Below are 23,904 nucleotides of genomic sequence, written 5' to 3'. Positions count from 1 at the left end.
AATCAGAACAACAAAGAATTGATGATGTACTAAACACTTTAAATGATGCTATAAGAAATTTAAATAATAAAATAGCAGAAGCTGGAAATTATTCAAATAAATACAATTCACTTTCTAATTATGTTGAGCAGCTAAAAACACTAAAAGACACTTCTTTAGGTATTTATACAACTAATAATACCACTCAAAATAAAGCTGTTTTAAAACTAAAAGAAAAACTAGAAGAACTAGATACTTCTATTAAAAATGCAAATCAAAAAATTCAAGATATAAATACCTGAATTAATACTACTAAACAAACTCATGACACAGCATATCAGAATTGAAAAAATACTGAATTAAAAAATGCTAAAAAAGCTGCTGATGAAAGCGGTAATTCAATTGAAAAAATTGAGGGCGCTATTAGTGCTTACGAAAGTGCTTTAGTTAAACTTGAAGCAATTAAGACTGCTGCTAACGCTCAAGAATATCACGCTAATGATGGTTCGATGAATCAAAACAAGACAGAAATAGAAACAGCATTAGTTAACTTAAGAGCTAAATTACAATCAGAACAACATAAAGAAGATAAGCGTGTTGAAAGTCTTAAAAAATTATTGCAAGCTCATATTGATGCAATAACTAATGCACAAGCAGATACTGAAGCTCAAAAAGAAACAATAGATCCATTAGACCAAAACTTGGGTGCTTTAGTTAATATTATATCTAATGCTCGCCCAATTTATAATGCTAATAAAGATGATAAAAACCCTGAAGCAAAAGAATTAGCTAAACAATTAGGAGAATTAATAAATTCTGCTAATATAATAGCTAATGATCTAAAAGATAAACTAATAGAATCTAAGCGAGCAATTGACACTCCTTTAAGTACAATTGAAACTAATGTTAAAAAAGCAATTAAAGAAGCTAAAGATGCAGGAGATAACATTGCGGAGTTAAATAAAGTTATCCAAGACTTAAATAAAGAAAAGGACAATTTAGATAAACTTAAATTAAATATTCAACAAAAAGTTTATAAAGAAGCTAGTGATAAAGCTGATGTATTGTTAGAACAAATTAAAGAGGCTTTAAAAGAAGCTCAAAAACAAAAGAATGCAGAAGAAACTAGAATTAGAGAAATTATTGAAAAAATAAAAGAGCTAATGGAAGCAAATAAAACTCATTCTGAAACCGCCAAATTAGCAAAAGACAATTATGATGAGTTGTCTGCAAAATTGCCTACATTTAAAGATTCAATTTCAAAAATGTCGAATCTTTATACAAATACGACTGCTCAAGATATACAAAAAATTGGTCTTTTAGATAATCAAATATGAGAAAATTTTAAAAATACTATTGCAAGTTCAAAAATACTGGAAAATGAATTAAATAACAATCTAAAAGATATAAAAGAAACTGCTGAGCGAAAACTTAATACAGCACAAAATAAATGAAATGATATTAAAGCTTCTGTTGAAAGCGCTTTGGCTCAAAACAAAATAAACTTATTAGAAAAAGCTAAAGCTGATTTAGAAGCCTTGAAGCTTTTAGCAGAAGATTCAAAAAATTATGCAGCTCAAAAGAAATATTCAGCTGTTGAAAGTTCATCAAAAACACTAATTGAAACAGTTGATGAAAAACTTGAATCAATAAAGAATAAATTAGAAGCAAAAACCAAAAGAATTCAAGATATTTTGGCAAAAATTAATAGTGTTACAACTGAAATTGCTAAAACAGTAGCAGAAGTTGAAAAACATAAACTAAAAGTTGACCCATTAGAAAAAGCAATTCCAGACTTAGAAAAAGTTTATGATAAAGCTAAAAAACTACTTGATGAAATTAATGCTGACGCTGATTTAAAAGATGAAGCTCAAATTAAAGCAGCACTAGTAACATTTGGCGCAGATGTTGATAATACCAGACAAAAAATAGCTTCATTAAAAGTAACTCTTGAAGCAAATAAAAAACAATTTAAAGATATATATGATGCTGCTGTTCAAGTACTAAAAAATCTTGTTGAATACGAACTTAGCGAATGAGAAAATTCAGGTGATATTACTAAAATAAGTGAAATTAAAACAAAAGCAGAACAAAATTTAAATTCATTTAAGCAAGCTACAGCTAAAGCTGAATCATTAGAATACAAACAAGCTAAAATAGATTCGCTAGCCAAAGAAGATGAAGTTAAAGAATTAATTAGAAAATTAACTAATTTAATTGAATTCGAAGGCAAAAGAAAAACTTATTTAGATAAATTAAATGATGAAGCAAATGAAGAAACATTCTTTATTTATAAAAAAGAAAGACAAGGCTTTAAAAATCAAATTAATGCTTTAAGAGCTTCAGATCATACTGAAGATGACATGAAAGCAATCTATGAACAAGCTAAAATAGAATCTAAGCAAAATCAAGAAGTATTGCAAACAACCATTGATAATTTAAATAATATTTTCAAGAATGTTTTAGTATTTAAAGACATGCCTTGAGAAGCTTCAAGTATAAAACATCATGATATGAAAATTGCTATATTTACTCGCGTTAATCAATTGCTAGGCACTAGATTTTCACACTTTGCACATCCGGACTTAGACTTAAAGCAATTATTTAGAGATTATAATGAAAATAGTAATGGTAGATATGATGATGGTAAAGATGAACAAACCCAAGAGGGTCAAGCAGTTCAAAATCTTCATGATTTAATTGAACAATGAGATACTTATTTAAATAAACTTGATAAAATATCTAAAAAACATGATCAAATTAAAGCTTGAACACTAGACGCTTTAAATATTCAAAATAAATATACGGAAGAATTAGGCGCTTTTTATTCACCATTAATAACTTACTTTGATGTTCTTAATGACATTAGAGAAATAGATGGCAAAAGATTCCATAATTTTGGTCCATCTTCAGAAAATTATTCTAAATTCTATGGTGCTGATGGTTATGTTAAATTACATAAAATTGATTTACTAGGACAAATGATTGAAGAATTAGATCTTTTAGTTGAAAATAAAAAATTCTACAAAATTGAAACCAAAGCTGAATGAGAAAATTACCTAAAACCTTTTGTTGATAGACAAAATGCAATATTAGAAGAAATATGAAGATTACATAGAGTTAGATGAGAATATAGAGATCATGATTATTTAATGAATAAACACTTTAAACCATTTTTCGAAAAGTTTAAAAATGCACAAAGTGTTCAAGAACAAATAAATTTACACAAGGAATTAGTAATCGATAAAGGAGTTATTAAATATATAGAAAATACTTTCTTTGTTGAAGAAAGAGACAGAGCTGAAGGTATCTATAAAGATATCTTAAGACAATTTAAAGAAATTAAAGATACTAAATCTCATGATGAATTATCTAAATTAATTAATGCAAATCATCCTCTATACAAATTAATTTTTCAAATACATAATGATCTTGCTGCCGTTATAGGTTCTGCAGAAAAACAACCAGAACTAAACACAGCAATACTTAAAGAAACATTTGAAAAATTCCAAAAACTTCTTGAAGAAATCAAAGAAATTAAAAAAGCACTAGAAGGTATTGAAAAAATTAGACAAAACCCTGATCTTCAAATTGGCTTAATAGATCCTTTTAATACACCTCAAAATAAATATCCTTCTGAAGTTCAAAATAGTGATGTTTATACACCTAAGAATACAAGTGATTTAGAATTTAGTATTGAATATATGTCACCAAATGATATTGAAGGTAAATTAATGGTTTACTTTAAAGCAAAAAGTAAAAAAGTAAATAATTTAGAAATTATATTTGGAGATGAAGTTAGAACCCATAAAGATCAGTCTTGACAAAAGTCATTTAAGGATAAACAATTCCTAGATGTAGATGACTATAAATTATCAACAGATACTCTAAGCCTAGTACAGTTGATTTGACGAGATATAGTACAAAAATATCCAAATGTAAATCTTGGAAATGAAGAAGAATTTAGAAATACAATAATGTTAGAACCTGCTCTTTTACGACACTTTAGTCGTTCACTTCGTTTAAAATATAGAGACTTAGAATTTGATTTTGAATTAGAAAATACAAATTTTGCCATTTTTCAAAAAAGAGACAAAACAACAATAAATATAATTGTTGGTAAAAAATCTGACGGCACTTATGAATATCAAAATGTCGAAGTTAACAATATGGTAGGGGCAATGATATTCCATAATCATTTTAGAAAAATCTTACAAGTTTATACTTTCATTTGAACACTTGCCAATGTTGAGGACCTTTTAGTAAAAATTACTCGTGGGACAAGTAAACCATATGACAATAATTTTACTCAATTTGAGAAAAGATTTTCCGCTCAAATTAATGTTAATAATAATATGAAAGTTTGATCTAGAGATGAAATTAATATAGAATCAATATTTAATTCTTGAAGTGATCTTTCAAGCTATTATCAAACTTTAAGTCACTTCTGAAGAGAAGTTCCAAATCATTCAGAGATATTACGATCACACTCTCATGAAGTAAATGATTTCATTTCTTGATACTGGCATTCTATTAATTCAAAACCAGAAAATCTTTGACCTAATAGACAATTTAGTCCTGTATACAAAAAAATAGTAATAACTGACCCATCTACTAATGAAAAAATTGAAATATAAACTTACAAATGACACCAAGAAATTCTTGGTGTTTTTTTATCTAAAAAAGTAATTAAAAAACTATTGCGGTCTTTGCAATAGTTGTACATGATGCTTATATTAGCTCATCAAAAATATCTTCGCCAGTCATAACAGTGGGAACTCCAAAGTTTCTTGCTACAATATTGCCGGCAGTTCCCAGTCCTTTTAGAGGACCTAAAACTCTAGGTTTAATAAATGACTTAGAAAAAACTGTTAATGGTAAAGCTTCTCTAGTGTGGTCTGGACCATAAGTAGGATCATTACCATGGTCAGATGTCATAATTAATAAATCATCTTTTTTCATGGCATTAATTAGCTTTGCTAATTTAATGTCCATTCTTGAAACGTTTTGGCTATACCCAATAGGATCTTCTCTATGACCATAATGACTGTCAAATTGAACTAAATTAATAAATATAAATTGATTTGTTGAATTAGATGAAACGATATCTATAGCTATATCCATATTTTCATCATCTGAAGCAGGTCCATAAACTTTATCGATTCCTACTCCTGCAAAAATATCTCTAATTTTACCAACGGCAATTACTTCAATTCCTTTTTTTTGTAAATCTTCCATAATTATATGCCCAGTAGGTTTATTGGCAAAATCATGACGATTGAAGGTTCTAGTAAACTTATTATTTTCATAAACAAATGGACGAGAAATAACTCTAGCAACATTTCATTCAGGTTTAGAAGAACAAATTTCTCGTGCTCTTTTGGCATATTCATTTAGTTTTTCTACACCCAACGTTTTTTCATCGCCAATAATTTGAAGAGTAGAATCGGGAGAGGTATATATAATCATATCTCCTGTTTCTATATGTTGGTGTCCAAGTTCAGCAAGTATTACAGTTCCTGAGGCATTTCTATTGCCAATTATTTTTCTTCCGTCAAAAGCTTTTGATAATTCTTTAACTAAATCTTCTGGAAAACCATTTTCAGTAAATTGGGGATTTGGTGTTTTTGTATAAATACCCATCATTTCTCAATGCCCAGTTAAAGTATCTTTGCCATTAGAAACCTCATGAATTTGGGCAACATATGCTAATGGGTGCTTATTTCTTGCTACATGTCCTGATATTTTAGCTATCTCTGTAATACCTAAAGATTTTCATGTTGGTATTTCCAGCGGCAGCGCTTCTGAGGCATGTAATAAAGAATTGGCTCCCTTATCTCCAAATTCTTCTTGTCTTGGTTCGGATCCTATACCTAAACCATCTGTAACAATAAAAAACACACGTTTAAATTTCATCTTATTCTCCTAAAAATCATTTTACTTAAATTCTAATGTTTGTTCTGTTAAATGAATATCCATATTCTTAAACATTTCTTTATCAGAACTACTAGAAATTGTTGTTCTATGCACACATAAACCAGATAACTTATTAATTTGGTTTAGTGCATCTTGAGCACTTGATGAAGTCTTAGCACTTATAGCTAAAGCAAAAAGTGTTTCCTTTAGATCTAATGATAAATCATTATAATGTAACTTTTCTTTAAGTTCTTGAGTTAAAGCAATTGCCATAGGATCTAGCACATCGACTTCTTGGTCAATTTTAGCAAAATATTTAAGTGCATTTAAGACCATTGCAGCATTAGAATTAAGTAATTTTGATTCCTTGCCGATTATTATTGTTTTGGAATTAATTTCAATTGCAGAACAAACAATATTCTTATTAAAGCTAAATTCATTTGCAGCTCTAATTGATTTGACAAGGCTACTATTAATTTTATTCTCTTTAATTAGCTTAAGTAATCTTTTTACGTAAATCTTTGGATATCTACCTTGTTGATAGCTAATAATTGCTTGATAATAGCGCCTAATGATTTCTTTTTTAGCTGCTAGGCTCACTTCTTCATTATCAACTATACAAAAACCTGCCATATTAACTCCCATATCTGTAGGAGAGTTATAAAGCGGTTTTTTATATATGTTAGTTAATAAGTTATTTAAAATTGGAAATGCTTCTAAATCACGATTATAACTTGTGCTTTGAATGCCATATTTTTGTAAATGAAAACTATCGACAACATTATAATCGTTTAAGTCCACAGTGGCCGCTTCATAAGCTAAATTAATAGGATGCTTAACATCTAAATTTCAAATTGGAAAAGTTTCAAATTTAGCATAACCAGATTTAATGCCCTGTGTGGAATCATGATATAGTTGTGATAATATAGCGCTTAGTTTACCTGAACCGGGACCTGGTGAAGTTACTATAATTAGTTTTTTGTTAGTAACTGCATATTCATTTTTGCCATATCCATCTTTAGAAACTATGGTTTTTATATTGTATGGATAATTTTTAATTCGATAGTGTTTATAAACTTTGATATTATGCTTCTCTAATTTATTTATAAATTGTTTAACTGGTTTGGAGTTGTCATATTGGCTTATTATTACACTATTAAGACTTAGATTATATTTTTTAAACTTAGTGATTACTCTAAAAACATCTTCTTCATATGTGAGATTTATATCTGATCTTATTTTTTGGTTTTTTAAATCATTAGCTGATATAACAACAATAACCTCGGCCATATCTTTAAGTTTTAAAAGCATTTTAATTTTTGAATCATGCTTAAAACCTGGCAATACACGTGAAGCATGAAAATCATTAAATAGTTTTCCACCAAATTCTAAATATAGTTTTTGGCCAAATTGATTAATTCTTTTTAAAATTTCTTTTGATTGTAAATCAATATATTTTTCATTATCAAAACCTATTTTCATTTACATCTCCAATATCTAAAATATATACTTAATAATTATAAGGTTTAATGATTAAAATCATTATTAATCAAATATATCTTTTGCTTGTGGGCTACTACAAAAGTGAAATATGTTTCTTATGCAAAAATAACAGACATATGTAAACATATCCTCCATTTGTGGAAGTCCACTGATAGGAGATATGTTTAATTCAGTCTTATTTTTTATTTTGTTAATAAAATAAGAGCTTAAGCTTAAAATTTATTAAAAATCTTTTTAAAATTAAAAATAACCTTTAATTTAATATATATATATATATATATATAGGAGGATAAAACAATAAATGAAAAAATCAACTAAATCTAAATTATTATTTACGATTTTACCAGCAGCTACTGGATTAGTGGTTCCAGCAGCTTTATTATCAGCTGGATGTGAAGATCCAAAATTAAAAGAAGAACTTAAAAAGAAACAAGAAGAGCTTAACACAAAACAAGCCGAACTGGAATCTAAGAATAAAGAAATCCAAGAAAAAGACAAATTAATTTCTCAAAAAGATAAAGTAATTGAAAAAATAAAACAAACTAAAGAAATTAAAGACATTCTAAAACAATTAGATTATTATACTAGCCCTGAAAACGATAACAAAATAGAAATCGAAGAAAAAAGCGTTAGTTTTAAGAACTACAACGATGAATATACAATTGCTGAAAAAAATGTTAAAGCATATAATATTAAAAATCAAACTGAAGTTACATACGTTGATGTAGATGAATTTTTAAAAGCACTAGATGGATACATTGATAATTCTAAGATAACTTCTGCAATTGATGAAACCAGAAATAGAAAAGTATATTATTGTGATGGTAGTGGATCACCAGATCGATTAGAAATTAACTGAGAAAAAAATACTATTCATACACCAAACACTATCTTTTTCTCTTCTATTTTAAAATTCCCAGAACAAACCGATGATGATCAATTCTTAAAAAATGAACATAAACAAAAACGAGAAGACGACGAAGGTGTTTTATTTGACTTAAATAAATATGAATTTGACATTCTATATAAAGATGGCAAAGTTTTATTGCCATATATCATTTTTAATACTTTATTTATGTCACAAAACTATACAAATTTGTATTACAATGGTGTAACATTCACTAATATTGTTGATGGTATGGATACATTTCGCAAAACAGAAGATGAAGCTAGAAAAAGAATTAGAGAAGTAGCAACTCTAAATGGTAAACAACCAACTGCTAAAGAAAGAGAAGTAAACTACAATCACCTATTATTTACAATGGATTATTTCTATGGTCTAAAATACCACAAAAAAATTAAATCATTTGAAGAATATATAGGTGAAGATGAAAAAGCTAAATTATTATCTACTGATCCTCAAGTATATAACAAGGCTTACATTAATTTATTCCACAAAAAATTAAACGGATTACATACAATAATGGATTCATTTTCATATTATGAATCAAACCCAAATGAAGTTTTAAGAGATAAACTAAAAAGTCCTGATGACTACGGTGAATACCGTGATAGATTCTATAAAAATAGAGAAATGCTAACCAAAAAATTTGAAACTAAATTTGGTAAAAAAATTAGTGACTTTGGAGCAGATGATTACATTAGATTCCATGGTAACACAGCATTTGTAACTCTATTACGTTTTGAATATGGAACCAAAGACCAAATTAAAGGTCCAGATGCTTGAAAACATGACACATATTTCTTAATGAGACACTTAATGAACCAACTAAGAGCTAAACCAGAAATTAAGAACATAGCTCTAGATTTATCAATCAATAATGGTAATGGTTTTATATCAATGGTTAAAACATTAGGATTCATGACAGATAAACCAATTTTAGACCGTGAATATGATGTTTTAAACAGAACTGGTTCTTTAACTAAATGACAAATTGATACAGATGGTGATGGGAAATACGAAAACGATGCTTATGAAAACTATAATTGACATCTTTTAGTAAGTTTAAATACATTTAATGCTGCTAACCAAATAACAAGTATTGTTAAAGAAATGGGTATTGCAAAAATAATTGGTAAAACAACCGGTGGTGGTGGTTTTTATTATACTAATACAATTGTATTAGTTGATGGTACAACAATAACAATTTCTTCACCAAACAATGCAGTATTTGGTCCTAAAAATGAATCAATTGTAGATGGTGTTAGCCCAGATGTAGAATTAGAATATGATAAATTCTATGATTATGACGCAATTGACAAAATTATTAAAGGCTAAAAATTTAGTTTAAAAAATGACGGACAAGTGTCTGTCATTGCTGAATTGAAAATTCAAGCTGCCCCCACATTTATATTTTACAATAATGTGTTGCATTTGATATTTCACTTAAGAGACGTGCCCGCTAACTTGCGGCACGTTTAATTTATTTAATCAAGCGGTATTTTATTCTTAGTCTTAAATTGAACTAAATAACTTAACTAAACGAGATAAAAACTAAATTGTTATAAAATATTTATATAGCACAATAATTCATGCAATAAGAAAGGTAAGAAATGAAATTTAATGAACAAAGAACTAAAATTGTTGCCACAATAGGTCCTGCTAGTGACAATTATGAAACAATGAGAGCATTAATTGAAGCAGGTGTAACAACAGTTAGGGCTAACTTTTCACACTCAACAAAAGAAGATCACCAAAAGAAATTTGATTTAGCTAGACAAATTTCGACAGAAATTGATCGTCCCATATCTTTAATGTTAGACACTAAAGGTCCAGAAATTAGAGTAGGAAAAATCAAAGATGGAATTTGCTATATTCCAGCTAATCATACTCTTTCAATTAAAACTGATAAAAACTCATATGAAAATTTAATTGGAAACGAAAATGAAATTAGTGTTTCATATCGAATGGACTTAGATGTTTCAGAAGGAAATAAAGTCCTTTTAGATGACGGAAAATTATCAACTGTGGTAAAAGAAATTAGACCAGCAGAGGTTATTGTTGAAACAATAAATGCACACAAACTAAAAACAAATAAAAGAGTTAATATTCCAGGAGTAGATTTTTCATTACCTTTTCTTAGTGAAAAAGATATAGAAGACATCAAATGAGGAGCACAATATCGAGTTGATTATATTGCTGCTTCATTTGTTAATAATGCTAATCAAGTAAGACAAATTAGAAAAATTCTAAATGACAATAATGGTCAAAATATTCAAATTATTTCTAAAATAGAATCACAGACAGCAATTAATAATATAGATGAAATTATTAGAGAATCAGATGGAGTTATGATAGCTAGAGGAGATCTGGGGCTAGAAATTCCATACTATGATGTTCCTTATTGACAAAAGAAAATTATTAGAGCAGCCAGAATTCAAGGCAAAGCAGTAATAGTGGCGACTCAGATGTTAGATTCAATGGAAAATAATCCCTTACCAACTAGAGCTGAAGTTACTGATGTTTATTATGCAGTTGAATTAGGTGCTGATGCAGTTATGCTTTCAGGTGAATCAGCTAATGGACAATATCCAATTGAAGCTGTTAAAACTATGTCCACCATTGCAAAAAGAGCTGAAAAAGAATACTTTACTGAATTGTTTTATGAAAAACAAATTCAAAAAGTTGCTAATGACCAAAATTCAAGAATGTTAATAGCTTATGAAGTGGCTTCAATTTTACAAAGAGGCGAATATAAATATGCTATTGTTTTAAGCCATAGTGGTAAATTACTAAAAGAAGTAGCTAAATATAGACCAAACGCTCATATTGTTGGTGTAGTCAGTGATGATAGACTAGTTTGAAGTTATGGAGTTACTGCGGGTATATTTTGTGAAAAGCACTCAGAAGCAGTTAGAGCTTTAATTAAATTTAATCATGATGCTGGACGTCAAGTACTAGATTCATATGGCGCCCAAAAAGGTGATAAATTTATTGTTGTTGATAGTTTAAATATTACTTCACATGAATACTAAATTAACTTAAATAAAAATACCAAGCACATTTATTTTAGTAGTGCTTGGTTTTTAGTTAATCTAATTTCTTTAAATACTGAAAATCACTAAGCATTTTATTGAATTCATTTTCAAAAATTACTTTTAGTTTTTCAATTTCATTTGAACCATAGGTGGGAAATCTATAAAGTTTAATATTGTTTTGACCATTTAGAATTTTATTCTTAATATTATCTTTTACTTTCTGCTTTTCTTTTAAGTGTTCTTTGCCATCAACTTCTATAGCAAAAACAAATTTTTTTGTAATTTTATTGTATATTACAAAGTCCACATGTGTCCCAGAACGAAAAGCATATTTCTTTTCCTCTTCATCATCTAACATACTAGCATCATCAATAATTGTAGATAATGGAACATGCATAAGATAACCTAAGGCATTATATTTTTTTATATTGTCTTGGATTAAATTATCCATAATTTCTTCAGCCTTAGAGTCATATCATTTATTTTTCTTCTTCTTATTATTCTTATAGTTTTCTTCTTTAGCTAAATATAAAGAATCAAAAACAGAAACTATATTTGATTGAATTGTTGCTTCTGAGCCGTACAAATTTTCAGCATATTTTATAAAATCGCTAATGATATTATTTTTTGAATTATAAACACCTTCTGAGACAACTGCAGTTATATTATTTTTAGCTCTAGAAATAGCAACATTTAAAAGTTGTTCATTAGTTACAAAATCATATAAAAAGTTTTTTTCTTCCTTGTTATCATTTTGATTTAAGCTACTTACAACAAATGATAAATAGATCTTATTCTTTTGTCGACCTTGAAATTTATGAATAGTATCAGATTCTAAATTTGTGTCTTTAAAAATTTCTTGTATCTTTCTAGCTTGAGCACGGAAAGGCGAAATAACTCCAATGTTATTTAAATTATCTTCAGATTCTAGTTGCAGTTTTATTTCTTCAATTTCTCTTTCACTAAACAAACCTTTTCCATCTTCACTTTTTCTATTATGATTCCCAGCACTTAATTTTATTATTTTTATATGATTGCCCGGTTTAGATTTCATAGGTATAAGTTCACTGTTATAAAACATCTGATTACAAAAATTGATAATATCATAATCACATCTATAATGCTTCCTTAAGACAGTAATTGGAACATCTTGCATAGCTTTTGATATCGAACTTAAAATAGATTGACTATGATAGTGATATGCTTCAGGAATATTGAGCTCTAAAGCACTTTTTTGTGAATCTGGAACAATTTCTTGTGCCTCTATTTGCTTTAATTGTTTTGAATCACCTACAACGATTAGGTTTTTAGCACAATTTAGTGCTAAAACACTACTTAATAAGTCACCTTGAGAGGCTTCATCTATTATTAAAAAGTCAAACAAAAAATCTTTAGGAACATTTTTAATTAGTGATTGCGATGTAGAAAGCACTATGGGATGTTTATATAAAAAATTATAAAAAATTCTATAACTATTCTTGTAATTCTTATTATTAAAATTAAATTCATTTAAATTTGAATAATGGTCTTTTAAATGTTTAATTAAAATGTTTTTGGATAAAAGACTTAGTTTTTCAAATGCATTATTTTCTTTTAAAATTTGATATTGAGTTTCTAAAATAATTAGTTTTTCCTCTTTGGATTTCAAAGTTTTTTCATAAAACATTTTTTCTAAAGAATAAACAAAGTCTTCATAATTAACTTCTTTGAAATTAACTTTAAAGCTGTGTCTTATTTTGAATCTTCATAATAAATTAATTCTTTTGCTTTTTTCTAGTTTATTGATTAATCTAATATAGTTGTTTACATTTAAATTCTTATTAATATTAATTACATTATTTTGTTTCTTTGCATGATTATTTTGTTCAACTTTTAAATCACTTATTTCAGATTTCAACTTGGAGATTTCTATTTCTAATTCCAGTATTTTATCTACTTGAGTTTTTAATTTGGTATATTCGTTAATTCAATTTTCATTTTCTTCATTTTCAGAATGCAATAATTTATTTCTCTCATCATCATTATCATTCTTATTAAAAAATTCTTCTACGTTGTTGCTATTACCTAATTTGGCTGCTAAAAAACCAAAGCCTTCTTCTTCTAATTTTTCATAAATATTTTCTATAGCTGAATTATTGTTTGAAATAATTGCACAAGTATTTTTGGACAATATTATATTACTTATTAAATTTAGTATTGTTTGTGTTTTACCAGTACCTGGAGGCCCTTCAATTATTGATACATTGCTTTCAAAAGCTTTTTCAATTGCTGAATACTGATCTTCATTAAAACTAAACGGAACTATATATTTTTTTGGTTTTGAACACAAATTTTTAAGTTTAATTCCTTTTAAATAGTTAAACAAAATTGAATTAATGTTAACTTGATTTCTACTATAATTTTGAGCCAAAAAGTTCAAAGCATTTTCTTCATTAGTTAATTCTTCTGCCTTTTTTGATAACCCTCAAAAATAATTAGTAATATTTGAAGAATTATTTATGTTAATTTTTTTAACATCATCAGATGTTATTATTTCATCATTTATAGTAATTATTTTATAAAGTTTATTTTTATATGTATAAATTTCTTTAGCATTAACAATTTTGCAATTATCAATTAATAAATTATACTTCTCTCAATTCAATTTTATTAATGGATAAAAAAAATTCATTTTTGATAGTCCATAACAAAATGTCCTTTTAGTATTATTCTTGTATGTAATTTTTCAATGCTTTTTATAAGTGGTGTCAAAATGAGGTCCAGTCAGATGTTCAATTTCATCAGTTTTTTCTTCTCAACATCCATTTGTTTCATTATATATTTGAATTATTCCATTGATCTTTTTAAAATTGGCTTCCATTTATTATTCTCCATAATTTTTCAATACTCATTTAATTATAATATAGAAACCATAAATATTATGCTTAAAAACAGTACTTAAATGAGAATTTGTAATATACAAAAAACACCGAAGTTATTGAACTGTTAATTCAAAAACATCCAGTGTTTAAAATACAATTTAAAACCCTTGGTTTTATTTTAATGCATTTAAAATGCCATTTTTTAAATCATTAATATTATATAAATGTTCAATTTCCAAAAAAACATCTTTTAAAATCTTTTTTGAACCAGTTCAGCCAAAACCATCTGTAAATCAAATAAATTTAAAATTTTTGATTTTTTTGGCATTTCTAGCTATTTCCTTATAATGCCCAGCAGTTTCATTTATTTTTGAACCCTTATTGTTATAGTAATTGCACTCACATGCATAAACTATATTATTAGACTTAAAAACAAAGTCAAATCTTTTAGATAATTTACCATCATTAGAAATTTCATTTAAATTTAGATTAAATTTTTCTTCGATTTCTTTAACATTCATTTCTTTAAAATAAGTTTTGTCTTTTTTAAAGCCCATTTTTTGTATATGATATTCAACAAGATTTTCCATAATATGCCCAGTTCTATTCTTTCTAGCATTAGAATTAAGCCCCACTTCAACACCCATTACATAATCATATAAATTATTAATGATGTGATTTGAAATTAAATTGAATAAACCTGTTTTATTCATAAAATAACAATAGTCATCAACTGTGTTTAATGTTGCATTTTTTGAACTAGAAAAGTTATAAGTTCTATTGATTTCACCATCTCAACATACTATTTCTTTCTCTCTTTTGGCCAGTAAAATTGGAATAGTTTTCAATACCTCGGGATATTTAGTAATCAATTCGCGAAATTCACCTTCTATTTCTTTGGCTCCAATCAAAGAATTTAGTAAATTTAAATGTATTTTTAAATCATTAGTGTTTTTATAAACTTTTTCAAAATCAACATAATATTCATATGACAATATGTTAAATGACATTGTTTGAATTCAATCATTAAAATTTCTTTTCATCTTGTTCCTCATCCAAAATATTAGTAATTGGTAATAATAACTTCTTCAACAAATTTTCTACTATCCACATTAGAACCAATTAAACGTTTAACTTTCACTATATTTATGTTATAGTCCTTATAAAGTTCATTTATGTATTGAGTATTGTGATTACTCAACATTAAAAATGCACCTCTTTCATCTAATTTTTTATAGGCTTCAAATAATCTTTGTTGTTCGTTTTTATTGAAACCTTGCTTATTATAAGAAGTAAAAGAGTCTTTGCTATCTAAAACATCATATGGTGGATCAAAATAAACAAAATCCCCTTTTTTAACTTCTTTAATTACTTCTTCAAAATCATAATTTGTAATCTTGCCATTACTTAAACTGAAAAAATCAAAAATTCTATTTAAGTTATCTTCATCAAAGCACATTATTTCATTTCTTTTACCAAATGGAACATTAAAATAACCTTTAGAATTAACTCTATATAACCCATTAAAACAAGACTTATTCAAATAAATTAACCTAGCTGCCTTCTTGCATTCATCGATGTTAGAATAATCTTTCATGCGGTCCATATTTCTTATAATGTAAAAGTAATCTTCACTATTACTGTTTTGGTGAACCAATAGCTCATTTTTTAATTTATTAAAATTTTCTAAACTAGAAAAACATCTATAAGTTCAAATTAAATCTTCATTTAAGTCATTTATATGGAATTGCTTAGGTTGAATATCAAAAAATAAAGCTCCTCCACCAACAAAGGGCTCAAAATAATTATTGAATTTTTTGGGCATTAGCTCTTTAATTGTTGAAATAAGCTTTGTTTTTCCACCTGCCCATTTTACAAAAGGTTTTATTCTTTTCATATTTAAATAATTATCCAATAATTTCTTTTTGCATATAAGGTATTAGAGCTTTAGGAACACTAATTGTGCCATCAGGATTTTGATAATTTTCTAAAATAGCAGCAACCACACGGTCTATAGCTAATCCTGAACCATTAATGGTATAAGCATATTTTGTTTTATTATCATTTGTTCTATATCTAATTTTGGCCCTTAAAGCTTGAAAGTCTTTATAAATAGAAATTGAACTAGTTTCACGATATCTTTGTTCTGAAGGTATTCATAATTCTAAATCAATTGTTTTAGCAGAACCAAAACCCATATCGCCAGTTGAAAGTAAAATTTCACGATAAGGAATTTCTAATAATTCTAAAATTCTTTTAGCATCATCAACGGTTTTTTGTCATTCTACTAGACCATCTTCTTGTTTGATGAATTTAACTAATTCAACTTTATGGAATTCATGTTGGCGAATTAAGCCTTTAGTGTCTTTTCCGCCACTGCCAGCTTCTGATCTAAAACATTTGGTATATGCTACATACTTAATTGGTTTATTTAAATCTAATATTTCATCATAGTGGAAATTAGTAACAGGAACTTCTGCAGTAGGAATCAATCAAAGATCTTCATTCTCAATTTTAAATAAGTCATCTGAAAATTTTGGTAATTGACCTGTGCCATATAACATACTTGAATTAACTAGGTGCATTGGCATAATTTCTTTATAGCCATTAGCAATATGAGTATCTAACATGAAATTTTCTAAAGCTCTTATTAATCTAGCTCCATCATTTTTATACAAAGCAAATCTTGTTTTAGCTAACTTTACAGCCCTACTAAAATCAACAATATCAAGCTGTGTAGCTATTTCATAATGAGGTTTAACGTTTTTAACTAATCCTCTTCCTAATTTTGAATGTTCTGCAATGCAAACATTGCTTGTTTCATCTAGACCAACAGGCACATCATCATATGGAATATTTGGAATTTGAAGCAATAGTTCATCAACTAAGTCAATTGTGCTTTTAGTTTCTTTATTAATTTCCTCAATCTGCTCTTTAATTTTATTTACTTCTTTAAGCTCAAAGCTAGTGTCTTCTTTGTTTCTTTTTTTAATACCTATCAGTTCGCTAATTTCATTTCTTTTAGCTTGTAGCACTTCTAAATTGTGAATTAATTTATTTCTTTTTTCACCTAAATCATATATTTTTTCTAAAACTGAATAATCAAAATTTCTCGAAGCTAATTTTTTTGAAATTTCTTCTTTATTTTTTAAAAGATATTTTAAATCTATCATAGATACTCCCTAATTTTTAATTCAATCAATTGTTATTAATTTTACACTTTTTTATAAAACATTACTACCTTTAGTTAACTAAACAAAACTAAATTTATTAAAAAAATAGAAAATAAAAATGGCGATCGCAATAGGAGTTGAACCTACGACCCTCAACTTAGGAGGTTGATGCTCTATCCACTGAGCTATGCGACCGAATTTTTTTAATATTTAACTAATTAATTATAAACTAACTAAATTAACTAATTCAAGTTTTAAAATGAATTTCAATTTTAGAATTTAGACAGTTAGTGCTTAACTAAAGTACAACAAATAGTTTTATGTTACAATTTAAAAGATATGGAAAATCAAATTTATTTAGTTACAGGCAAATTTACAAGAATTCTTTGGCAATCACAAAAAGGTGATGTTGTTATTGCTGCTTTTAATGTAATTAAAAATGATGAAAAAAATCCTATACAACTAAATAAATATAATTCTATTTCTATTATTTTAAGAGATAACATTTTTAAAACTTTAAAACTAACTCTTAACGACGAGAGTTATGAATTTAAAGTTATTAAAAATGAAAACTCTAAATATCCTGATAGTTATAATCTTGATTATGCCACTCCTATACTTTTAGCTAAAAAAGAAGAATCTAAAAATGACTTTAGTTATTTGACTAAAGTTCTAAGATTGCCAATGTTTAAAGGTATATTAGATTCAAAAGCGAATTTATTAGTTTCAGAGTTGGGTGAAAATATATTTAGTAGTATATTAGATTCCAAAAATTTAGTTCAACCTAATAACTATGGTATTGCCGAAGAAGATTGAATTATTATTAAAAAAACAATAGCAGATAATATCGATTTTTTAAACAGTATCAGCCAACTTTTTAAAATTAATGTTAGTTTGCAGTTTCATAAAAAAATCTCCAAAAAGTTTAGTACTTTTGAAGAATTTTTGGAAGAATATAAACAAAACCCTTATCAATATTATTTTGATGCTGAAGAAGAAAACAAACCTCGTCTTAGTGATATTGATAAAATTGTTTTACACTTTAGTCCTGAAGCTAGCAAATATAAAAGTTCAACTTATTTATATAGTTTTGTTCAGCAGTATTTTTTTGGAAGTGGAAATACAAGAATTTTAGAAAGTGAATTGTTTAAAACAATTTCTACTTTTACATTTGATAACAATTTAGAGCGCGATGAAAATCTTTTTAATTTAGCTAAAGAAGAATTATTAGAACAAAGATATTTAATCCATCTAAATTATGAAAATGAAGTGTTTATTACTACAAGAGATTCAATATATATGGAACAATATGTCATTAAAAGATTGGGCCATATAAATGATCTAAATATTTCATTTGATATTAAATATTCACCTTCAATGAATTTCCATAAGACCCAATTAGAAGCCATCGAAGCGGCCTTAAATGAAAAACTTGTATTAATTACCGGTAATCCTGGAACAGGCAAGACACTTATAACTAATGAGATTATTAATACCTTATTGCAGAAATATCACAAAAATGACATAGCAATTTTAACACCCACAGGAAGAGCTACTATAAATATTAATGCAAAGCAAAATAACACTAAAGCTCAAACTATTCATAGTTTGTTGCAATGAGATCCTGAAAATAATAAATTTTATGTTAATGACAAAAACCCTATTTCAGTTGAATGTTTAATTATTGATGAATTTTCAATGGTGCCTTTAGAACTTTTTTATTCTTTATTAAGAGGAATTACAAGAAAATCATTGAAAAAAATTATCTTGGTAGGAGATAAAGACCAACTACCAGCAATTGGAAGTGGGTATTTAATCAAAGATTTTATTGAATCAAATATTTTTAAAACAATTGCTTTAACTAAAATTTATCGTCAAGCAGATAATTTTGAAATTATCCGTGATGCCCTAAAAATTAATGAAAGCAAAATGCCACTTTTTGAAGATGCTAATTCTCAAATGATTGAATGTAAAAGAGCTAATCTTCAAGAATATTTAATTAATAAAATAGAAGAGCTTAGAGCACAAGGCTACAGCAAAAAAGAAATAGCAGTCTTAAGTCCAATGTATAAATATGACACTGGTATAGATGAGCTTAATGTAGCCTTAAATAATTATTATCGTTCTCTCGAACAAGCGGAAGTTATTAAGTATAAAGAACATAGTTTTGCAATAGGTGATAAAGTAATTAATTTGATTAATGATTCAAAAAATAAAGTATTCAACGGCGAAATAGGTTATATATCTAGATTTACTTTTGCTAAGAGTAATTCTACAAAGGATAAAAAGTTAACACATATTACTGTTGATTTTGAAAATGATGAAAAAAGTGTAGTTTATTCAAGAGCAGATTTTTTAGAAAACACTTATCCAGCATATTGTACTAGTGTGCACAAATATCAAGGAAGTGAATGCAAGGCTGTAATTGTAGTACTATTTTCTGAGGCTAAAAAATTATTGTCCAAGAAACTAATATATACAGCTATCACTCGAGCAAAACAATATAGTGTTATTATTGGTGAAAAAAGCGCACTTAAATACGGCATTGAAAAAGATGATGATTCAAATCGAATCACAAATATAAAATACTTGTGACAAAAAAGGAAATAATATGAAATTAATTGTAGGTTTAGGTAATCCTGGAAAAGAATATGAAAAAACTAGACATAATGTTGGTTTTATGATAATTGACAGTTTATCTAAGAAATTAGTAGCACCCTTAAATACTAAAAAGTTTAATGGTATTTATTTTAAAGATAAAGAATTAATAATTGCCAAACCATTAACATATATGAATAACAGCGGAGAATTTGTTAGAGCTATTGTAGACTATTACAACATTAATATTGATGATATTATCATTGTATATGACGATATTGACACTGAATTGGGTAAAGTTATTATTCGCCAAAAAGGTTCTGCTGGAGGACATAATGGTATGAAAAGCATTATTAATCATTTAGACACCAACGAAATCAAACGCCTTAAGGTGGGAATTGGCCGAGACGAAAATTTAGTAAATTTTGTTTTAGGTAAATTTAGTTTTGAAGACTCCAAGATAATAGAAAATGTTATCGAAGAAGCTTCTGATGCTTTAATTCAGTTTATAAATAATGATATTAGATATGTAATGAATAAATATTCAAACAAAAATTACAGTAAGTAGAATTATGAGCTTAGATGAAAAATTTGAATATGAATTTATAGTTAAAAGAATTGGTTTAAAATCAAGATTTATTTTAGGTGTTAGTGGTGGACCTGATTCAATGTGAATGCTATATTTAATGAAAGATTTAGATATAGTGGTGGCAACAGTTAATTACAACAAAAGAGAAGATTCTTGAAAAGATCAGCAAATAGTTGAAAATTTTTGCAAACAACACAACATTAAATATGAAATTTTATCTATTGATAAAGACTACAAATATGAAGGTAATTTTCAAAAAATTGCCAGAGAACAAAGATATGATTTTTATAAAAAATTGTATGATAAATACAAAGCTAAATACTTAGTATTAGCACACCACAAAGATGATTCAATTGAAACTTATTTATTTCAAAAAGAAACCAAACGAAAGCCAAGAATTTTTGGCATACCTTCATTAGTTAATATTAATGGAATGAAAGTTTTTAGGCCAATGGTAAATTTATGATTTAAGGATGAAATTGAAAAATTTTGCACTCAAAATAATGTTCCTTATGCTATAGATTCTTCAAATGAACAACCTATATATACTAGAAACAAAATTAGACTAAAATTAAAGAAAATGAGTTTAGACCAAAAAAACAGGGTCCATAAAAAAATTAGAATAGAAACTCAGATAAATTTAGTGAAATTTTCAGTGGCAGAAGAATTATATGAAGAACTAGAAAAAAAACAATTTGCCTATAAATGATTGAAGGAAAATTTTCACTTTATTCATATGTGTGGTCCTGAGGTTATGTTTCAATTTGTTCATAGGAATATACCTAATGCAAAAATATCTTATGCAAAACTTCAATCATTACATGTATTTGTTTTATCACAAAAAAATTTCAAATCTTTTAAGATATCAAACAATATTTCGCTTATTAAGCAAAACGGCATATTAAAAATTAAAGAAACATAATTTTTTATTTATAATTTAACTATTAATTTTTTTGGTATAGTTTATAAACTATATAATCTCATGAAAGGAGACTAAGTCATGGACAAGAACAACAAAACAAATCAGCCAAAAGAACGTAAAAAACTTGGGCCTTTTGCCATAGTTGGAATATTTATTGGTATTGTGGCTCTAATTGTTTTAATTATGATTGCTGTGGATCAAATTAGAGCAGCATCAATTAGATATCAAGACCTTAGTTTTTTAGAAAAAGTTGTTAAAGAATCATTAAAAGGTTCTAATGATGGCATATATATATCAAATTGGGTTGAAAATCCATATTCTGATACTATTTCAGTCACAATTCAAGCACCCGCAAATGTCTTGCGAGATTTATTGGGAGCATCAAACTTTTCAAGAACCTCATATGATTTTACTGTTAATGTGAGTGGTTTATTACAAAGACAACTACCAGAAGCAATAAAAAAATGAGCAGATGGGACTTCTGTAGCAGGACTTGATTATATTTCAATCATTACTAGTGCAGCTACTGATATAGGAACAGTTGGTAGAATTTCTTCTGTACCAGCCCCAAGACCAGGTATATTTAATAGATTTATTAGCCCTGCATTAAATGTAATATTTATTGGTGTTTTAGTACTATCAATTACTTTTACCTTAAGAATGTATACAAAAAGAGGACTAGGTGGTGAAATATCTGGTTTTGGTTCTCGAACAATAGCTCAAAGAGTTTATACAAACAAAAAGTTTTCAGACGTTGCTGGAAATGAGGAAGTAAAAGAAGAAGTAATGGAATTAGTGGATTATTTAAAAAATCCTAAAAAATATGATGCAGCTGGAGCTAGAATTCCAAAAGGAATTTTACTAGGAGGCCCTCCCGGAACAGGAAAAACCTTAATAGCTAAAGCAACTGCTGGTGAAGCTAATGTTCCATTTTATTTCATTTCTGCTTCTAACTTTGTTGAAATGTTTGTAGGTTTAGGTGCTAAACGTGTTAGAGAAATGTTTGAAGAAGCAAGAAAGAATTCTCCAGCCATTATCTTTATTGATGAATTAGATGCTGTAGGAAGATCTCGTGGAGCCGGTATTGGTGGAGGAAACGATGAAAGAGAACAAACTTTAAATCAACTATTAGTTGAAATGGATGGAATTAAAGAAAATAGCGGAATTCTAATTATGGCAGCTACAAACAGAACTGACGTTTTAGATCCTGCTTTATTAAGACCAGGTCGTTTTGATAGAATTATCACTGTTGGCTTACCTGATATAAAAGAAAGAGAATCAATTTTAAAATTACATTCACGTGGAAAACAAATTGATCCTAAAATTAACTTCTCACAAGTGGCAAGAAGAACTCCTGGTTTTTCAGGTGCTCAACTTGAAAACGTAATCAATGAAGCTTCATTATTAAGTGTTAGAGAAAACACTAAGTTTATAACTATTGAACAAATTGATGAAGCAATTGACCGTGTAATGTCAGGACCTGCTAAGAAATCAAGAACAATTTCTGAAAAAGAAAATATAGCTGTAGCATATCATGAAGCCGGGCATGCTGTTGTTGGTTTAAAACTAAAAGGTGGTAATAAAGTTCAAAAAATTACCATTATCCCTCGTGGTCAAGCAGGTGGTTATAACTTAATGATGCCTGAAGAAGAAAAATACAATCGTTCTAAATCAGAATTAATTGCAATAATAACATCATTCATGGGCGGTAGAGTAGCTGAAGCCATTATTTATGGTAAAGATAATGTTTCTACTGGTGCAAGTGATGACATTGCTAAAGCTACAACAATTGCTAGAAGAATGGTAACCGAATGAGGTTTATCAGACTTAGGTCCAATTAAGTATGAAGAAGATTCTTCAAACCCATTCTTAGGTCGTGATTATATGAAAAACGCATCATTTTCAAGCAAAGTAGGTCAAGAAATTGATGAAGAAATTAGAAAAATTATTTTAACTGCAGAAAAAAATGCACATAAAATAATTTCAGAAAATCGTGAATTACTAGAATTAATTAAAGATGCTTTAATTATTAGAGAAACAATTGTTGCTGAAGAAATTGAATATATTGCTAAAAATATGAAACTTCCAGAAGCGATAACCAAAACCAAAGAAACTCTAAAAGAAGAATATTCAAAACAAGATTTTGAAACCTTATTTAATGAAGTATCTGGTCAAAAACAAATTTCAAAAGACAAATATAAAAATGATCTAGATAAAGAATTAAAGAAACACGATATTGATTCTAAACAAGAAGATGAACCTGAAACTAAATAATTTAAATATACTTATGCTTTTAATAGCATAAGTTTTTTAATACCCTTAAAAGTCTTAAATTTAATCTTTTTAATTATTAAATAGACCAACATAGACACGTTTAGAAATTAATGTTATATAATTGGTGTTATATATAAAATATATTGTGAG

At 27.3% G+C, this 23,904-nt stretch carries 13 protein-coding genes and 1 tRNA gene; 7 read left to right on the top strand and 7 right to left on the bottom strand.

What is annotated here, in order from left to right; all coding sequences use genetic code 4:
• Nucleotides 1–4,616, top strand: a 4,616-nt coding sequence (locus JXZ91_RS01075; RefSeq protein ID WP_205851163.1) for a coiled-coil domain-containing protein, incomplete at its 5' end; no start/stop codon positions are given.
• A 94-nt stretch (nucleotides 4,617–4,710) separates the two neighbouring features.
• On the opposite strand, the gene JXZ91_RS01070 is transcribed toward JXZ91_RS01075, so the two are convergent.
• Nucleotides 4,711–5,895: a phosphopentomutase gene (locus JXZ91_RS01070; protein WP_205851162.1), complete on the bottom strand. Its 1,185-nt coding sequence runs from the start codon at nucleotides 5,893–5,895 to the stop codon at nucleotides 4,711–4,713.
• A 21-nt stretch (nucleotides 5,896–5,916) separates the two neighbouring features.
• A complete protein-coding gene (locus JXZ91_RS01065; protein WP_205851161.1) occupies nucleotides 5,917–7,377 on the bottom strand; it encodes a DUF1846 domain-containing protein in 1,461 nt (486 codons plus the stop codon).
• Nucleotides 7,378–7,699: 322 nt separating this feature from the next.
• Here JXZ91_RS01065 and JXZ91_RS03595 point away from each other — a divergent pair, with 322 nt between their 5' ends.
• A complete protein-coding gene (locus JXZ91_RS03595) occupies nucleotides 7,700–9,637 on the top strand; it encodes a S41 family peptidase (RefSeq protein ID WP_205851160.1) in 1,938 nt (645 codons plus the stop codon).
• A gap of 275 nt (nucleotides 9,638–9,912) precedes the next feature.
• Entirely contained in the window at nucleotides 9,913–11,334 is a 1,422-nt protein-coding gene (gene pyk / locus JXZ91_RS01055; RefSeq protein WP_205851159.1) for a pyruvate kinase, read from the top strand.
• A gap of 55 nt (nucleotides 11,335–11,389) precedes the next feature.
• On the opposite strand, the gene JXZ91_RS03470 is transcribed toward pyk, so the two are convergent.
• The 5 genes from JXZ91_RS03470 to JXZ91_RS01030 form a co-directional block, all read right to left on the bottom strand.
• Complete coding sequence (locus JXZ91_RS03470; protein ID WP_205851158.1) at nucleotides 11,390–14,197, bottom strand: DEAD/DEAH box helicase; 2,808 nt, start codon at nucleotides 14,195–14,197, stop codon at nucleotides 11,390–11,392.
• Between the two features lie 174 nt (nucleotides 14,198–14,371).
• A complete protein-coding gene (locus JXZ91_RS01045) occupies nucleotides 14,372–15,241 on the bottom strand; it encodes a type II restriction endonuclease (protein ID WP_263774060.1) in 870 nt (289 codons plus the stop codon).
• Between the two features lie 20 nt (nucleotides 15,242–15,261).
• A complete protein-coding gene (locus tag JXZ91_RS01040) occupies nucleotides 15,262–16,095 on the bottom strand; it encodes a DNA adenine methylase (RefSeq protein ID WP_205851157.1) in 834 nt (277 codons plus the stop codon).
• 10 nt (nucleotides 16,096–16,105) lie between these two features.
• The gene (serS, locus tag JXZ91_RS01035; RefSeq protein ID WP_205851156.1) at nucleotides 16,106–17,371 is read right to left on the bottom strand and encodes a serine--tRNA ligase; all 1,266 of its coding nucleotides are present in this window, start codon (nucleotides 17,369–17,371) and stop codon (nucleotides 16,106–16,108) included.
• A gap of 119 nt (nucleotides 17,372–17,490) precedes the next feature.
• Nucleotides 17,491–17,566, bottom strand: a tRNA-Arg gene (locus JXZ91_RS01030).
• Between the two features lie 144 nt (nucleotides 17,567–17,710).
• Between JXZ91_RS01030 and JXZ91_RS03590 the strand changes: the two genes are divergently transcribed.
• The 4 genes from JXZ91_RS03590 to ftsH all read left to right on the top strand — a co-directional run bounded on the left by JXZ91_RS03590 (nucleotide 17,711) and on the right by ftsH (nucleotide 23,754).
• A complete protein-coding gene (locus tag JXZ91_RS03590) occupies nucleotides 17,711–19,981 on the top strand; it encodes an ATP-dependent DNA helicase (RefSeq protein WP_205851155.1) in 2,271 nt (756 codons plus the stop codon).
• Nucleotide 19,982: 1 nt separating this feature from the next.
• Nucleotides 19,983–20,537 (top strand): aminoacyl-tRNA hydrolase, encoded by a 555-nt coding sequence (gene pth / locus JXZ91_RS01020; protein ID WP_205851154.1) that lies wholly within the window; start codon nucleotides 19,983–19,985, stop codon nucleotides 20,535–20,537.
• 4 nt (nucleotides 20,538–20,541) lie between these two features.
• Complete coding sequence (gene tilS / locus JXZ91_RS01015) at nucleotides 20,542–21,480, top strand: tRNA lysidine(34) synthetase TilS (RefSeq protein ID WP_205851153.1); 939 nt, start codon at nucleotides 20,542–20,544, stop codon at nucleotides 21,478–21,480.
• A gap of 78 nt (nucleotides 21,481–21,558) precedes the next feature.
• Nucleotides 21,559–23,754 (top strand): ATP-dependent zinc metalloprotease FtsH, encoded by a 2,196-nt coding sequence (gene ftsH, locus JXZ91_RS01010; protein WP_205851152.1) that lies wholly within the window; start codon nucleotides 21,559–21,561, stop codon nucleotides 23,752–23,754.
• Nucleotides 23,755–23,904: the final 150 nt, after the last annotated feature.

It is taken from the genome of Mycoplasma enhydrae, assembly GCF_017116825.1.
GTDB lineage: Bacteria > Bacillota_I > Bacilli_A > Mycoplasmatales > Metamycoplasmataceae > Metamycoplasma > Metamycoplasma enhydrae.
The sequence above is the reverse complement of the archived record's forward strand: the minus strand, read 5'-3'. Positions and strand labels throughout refer to the sequence as shown.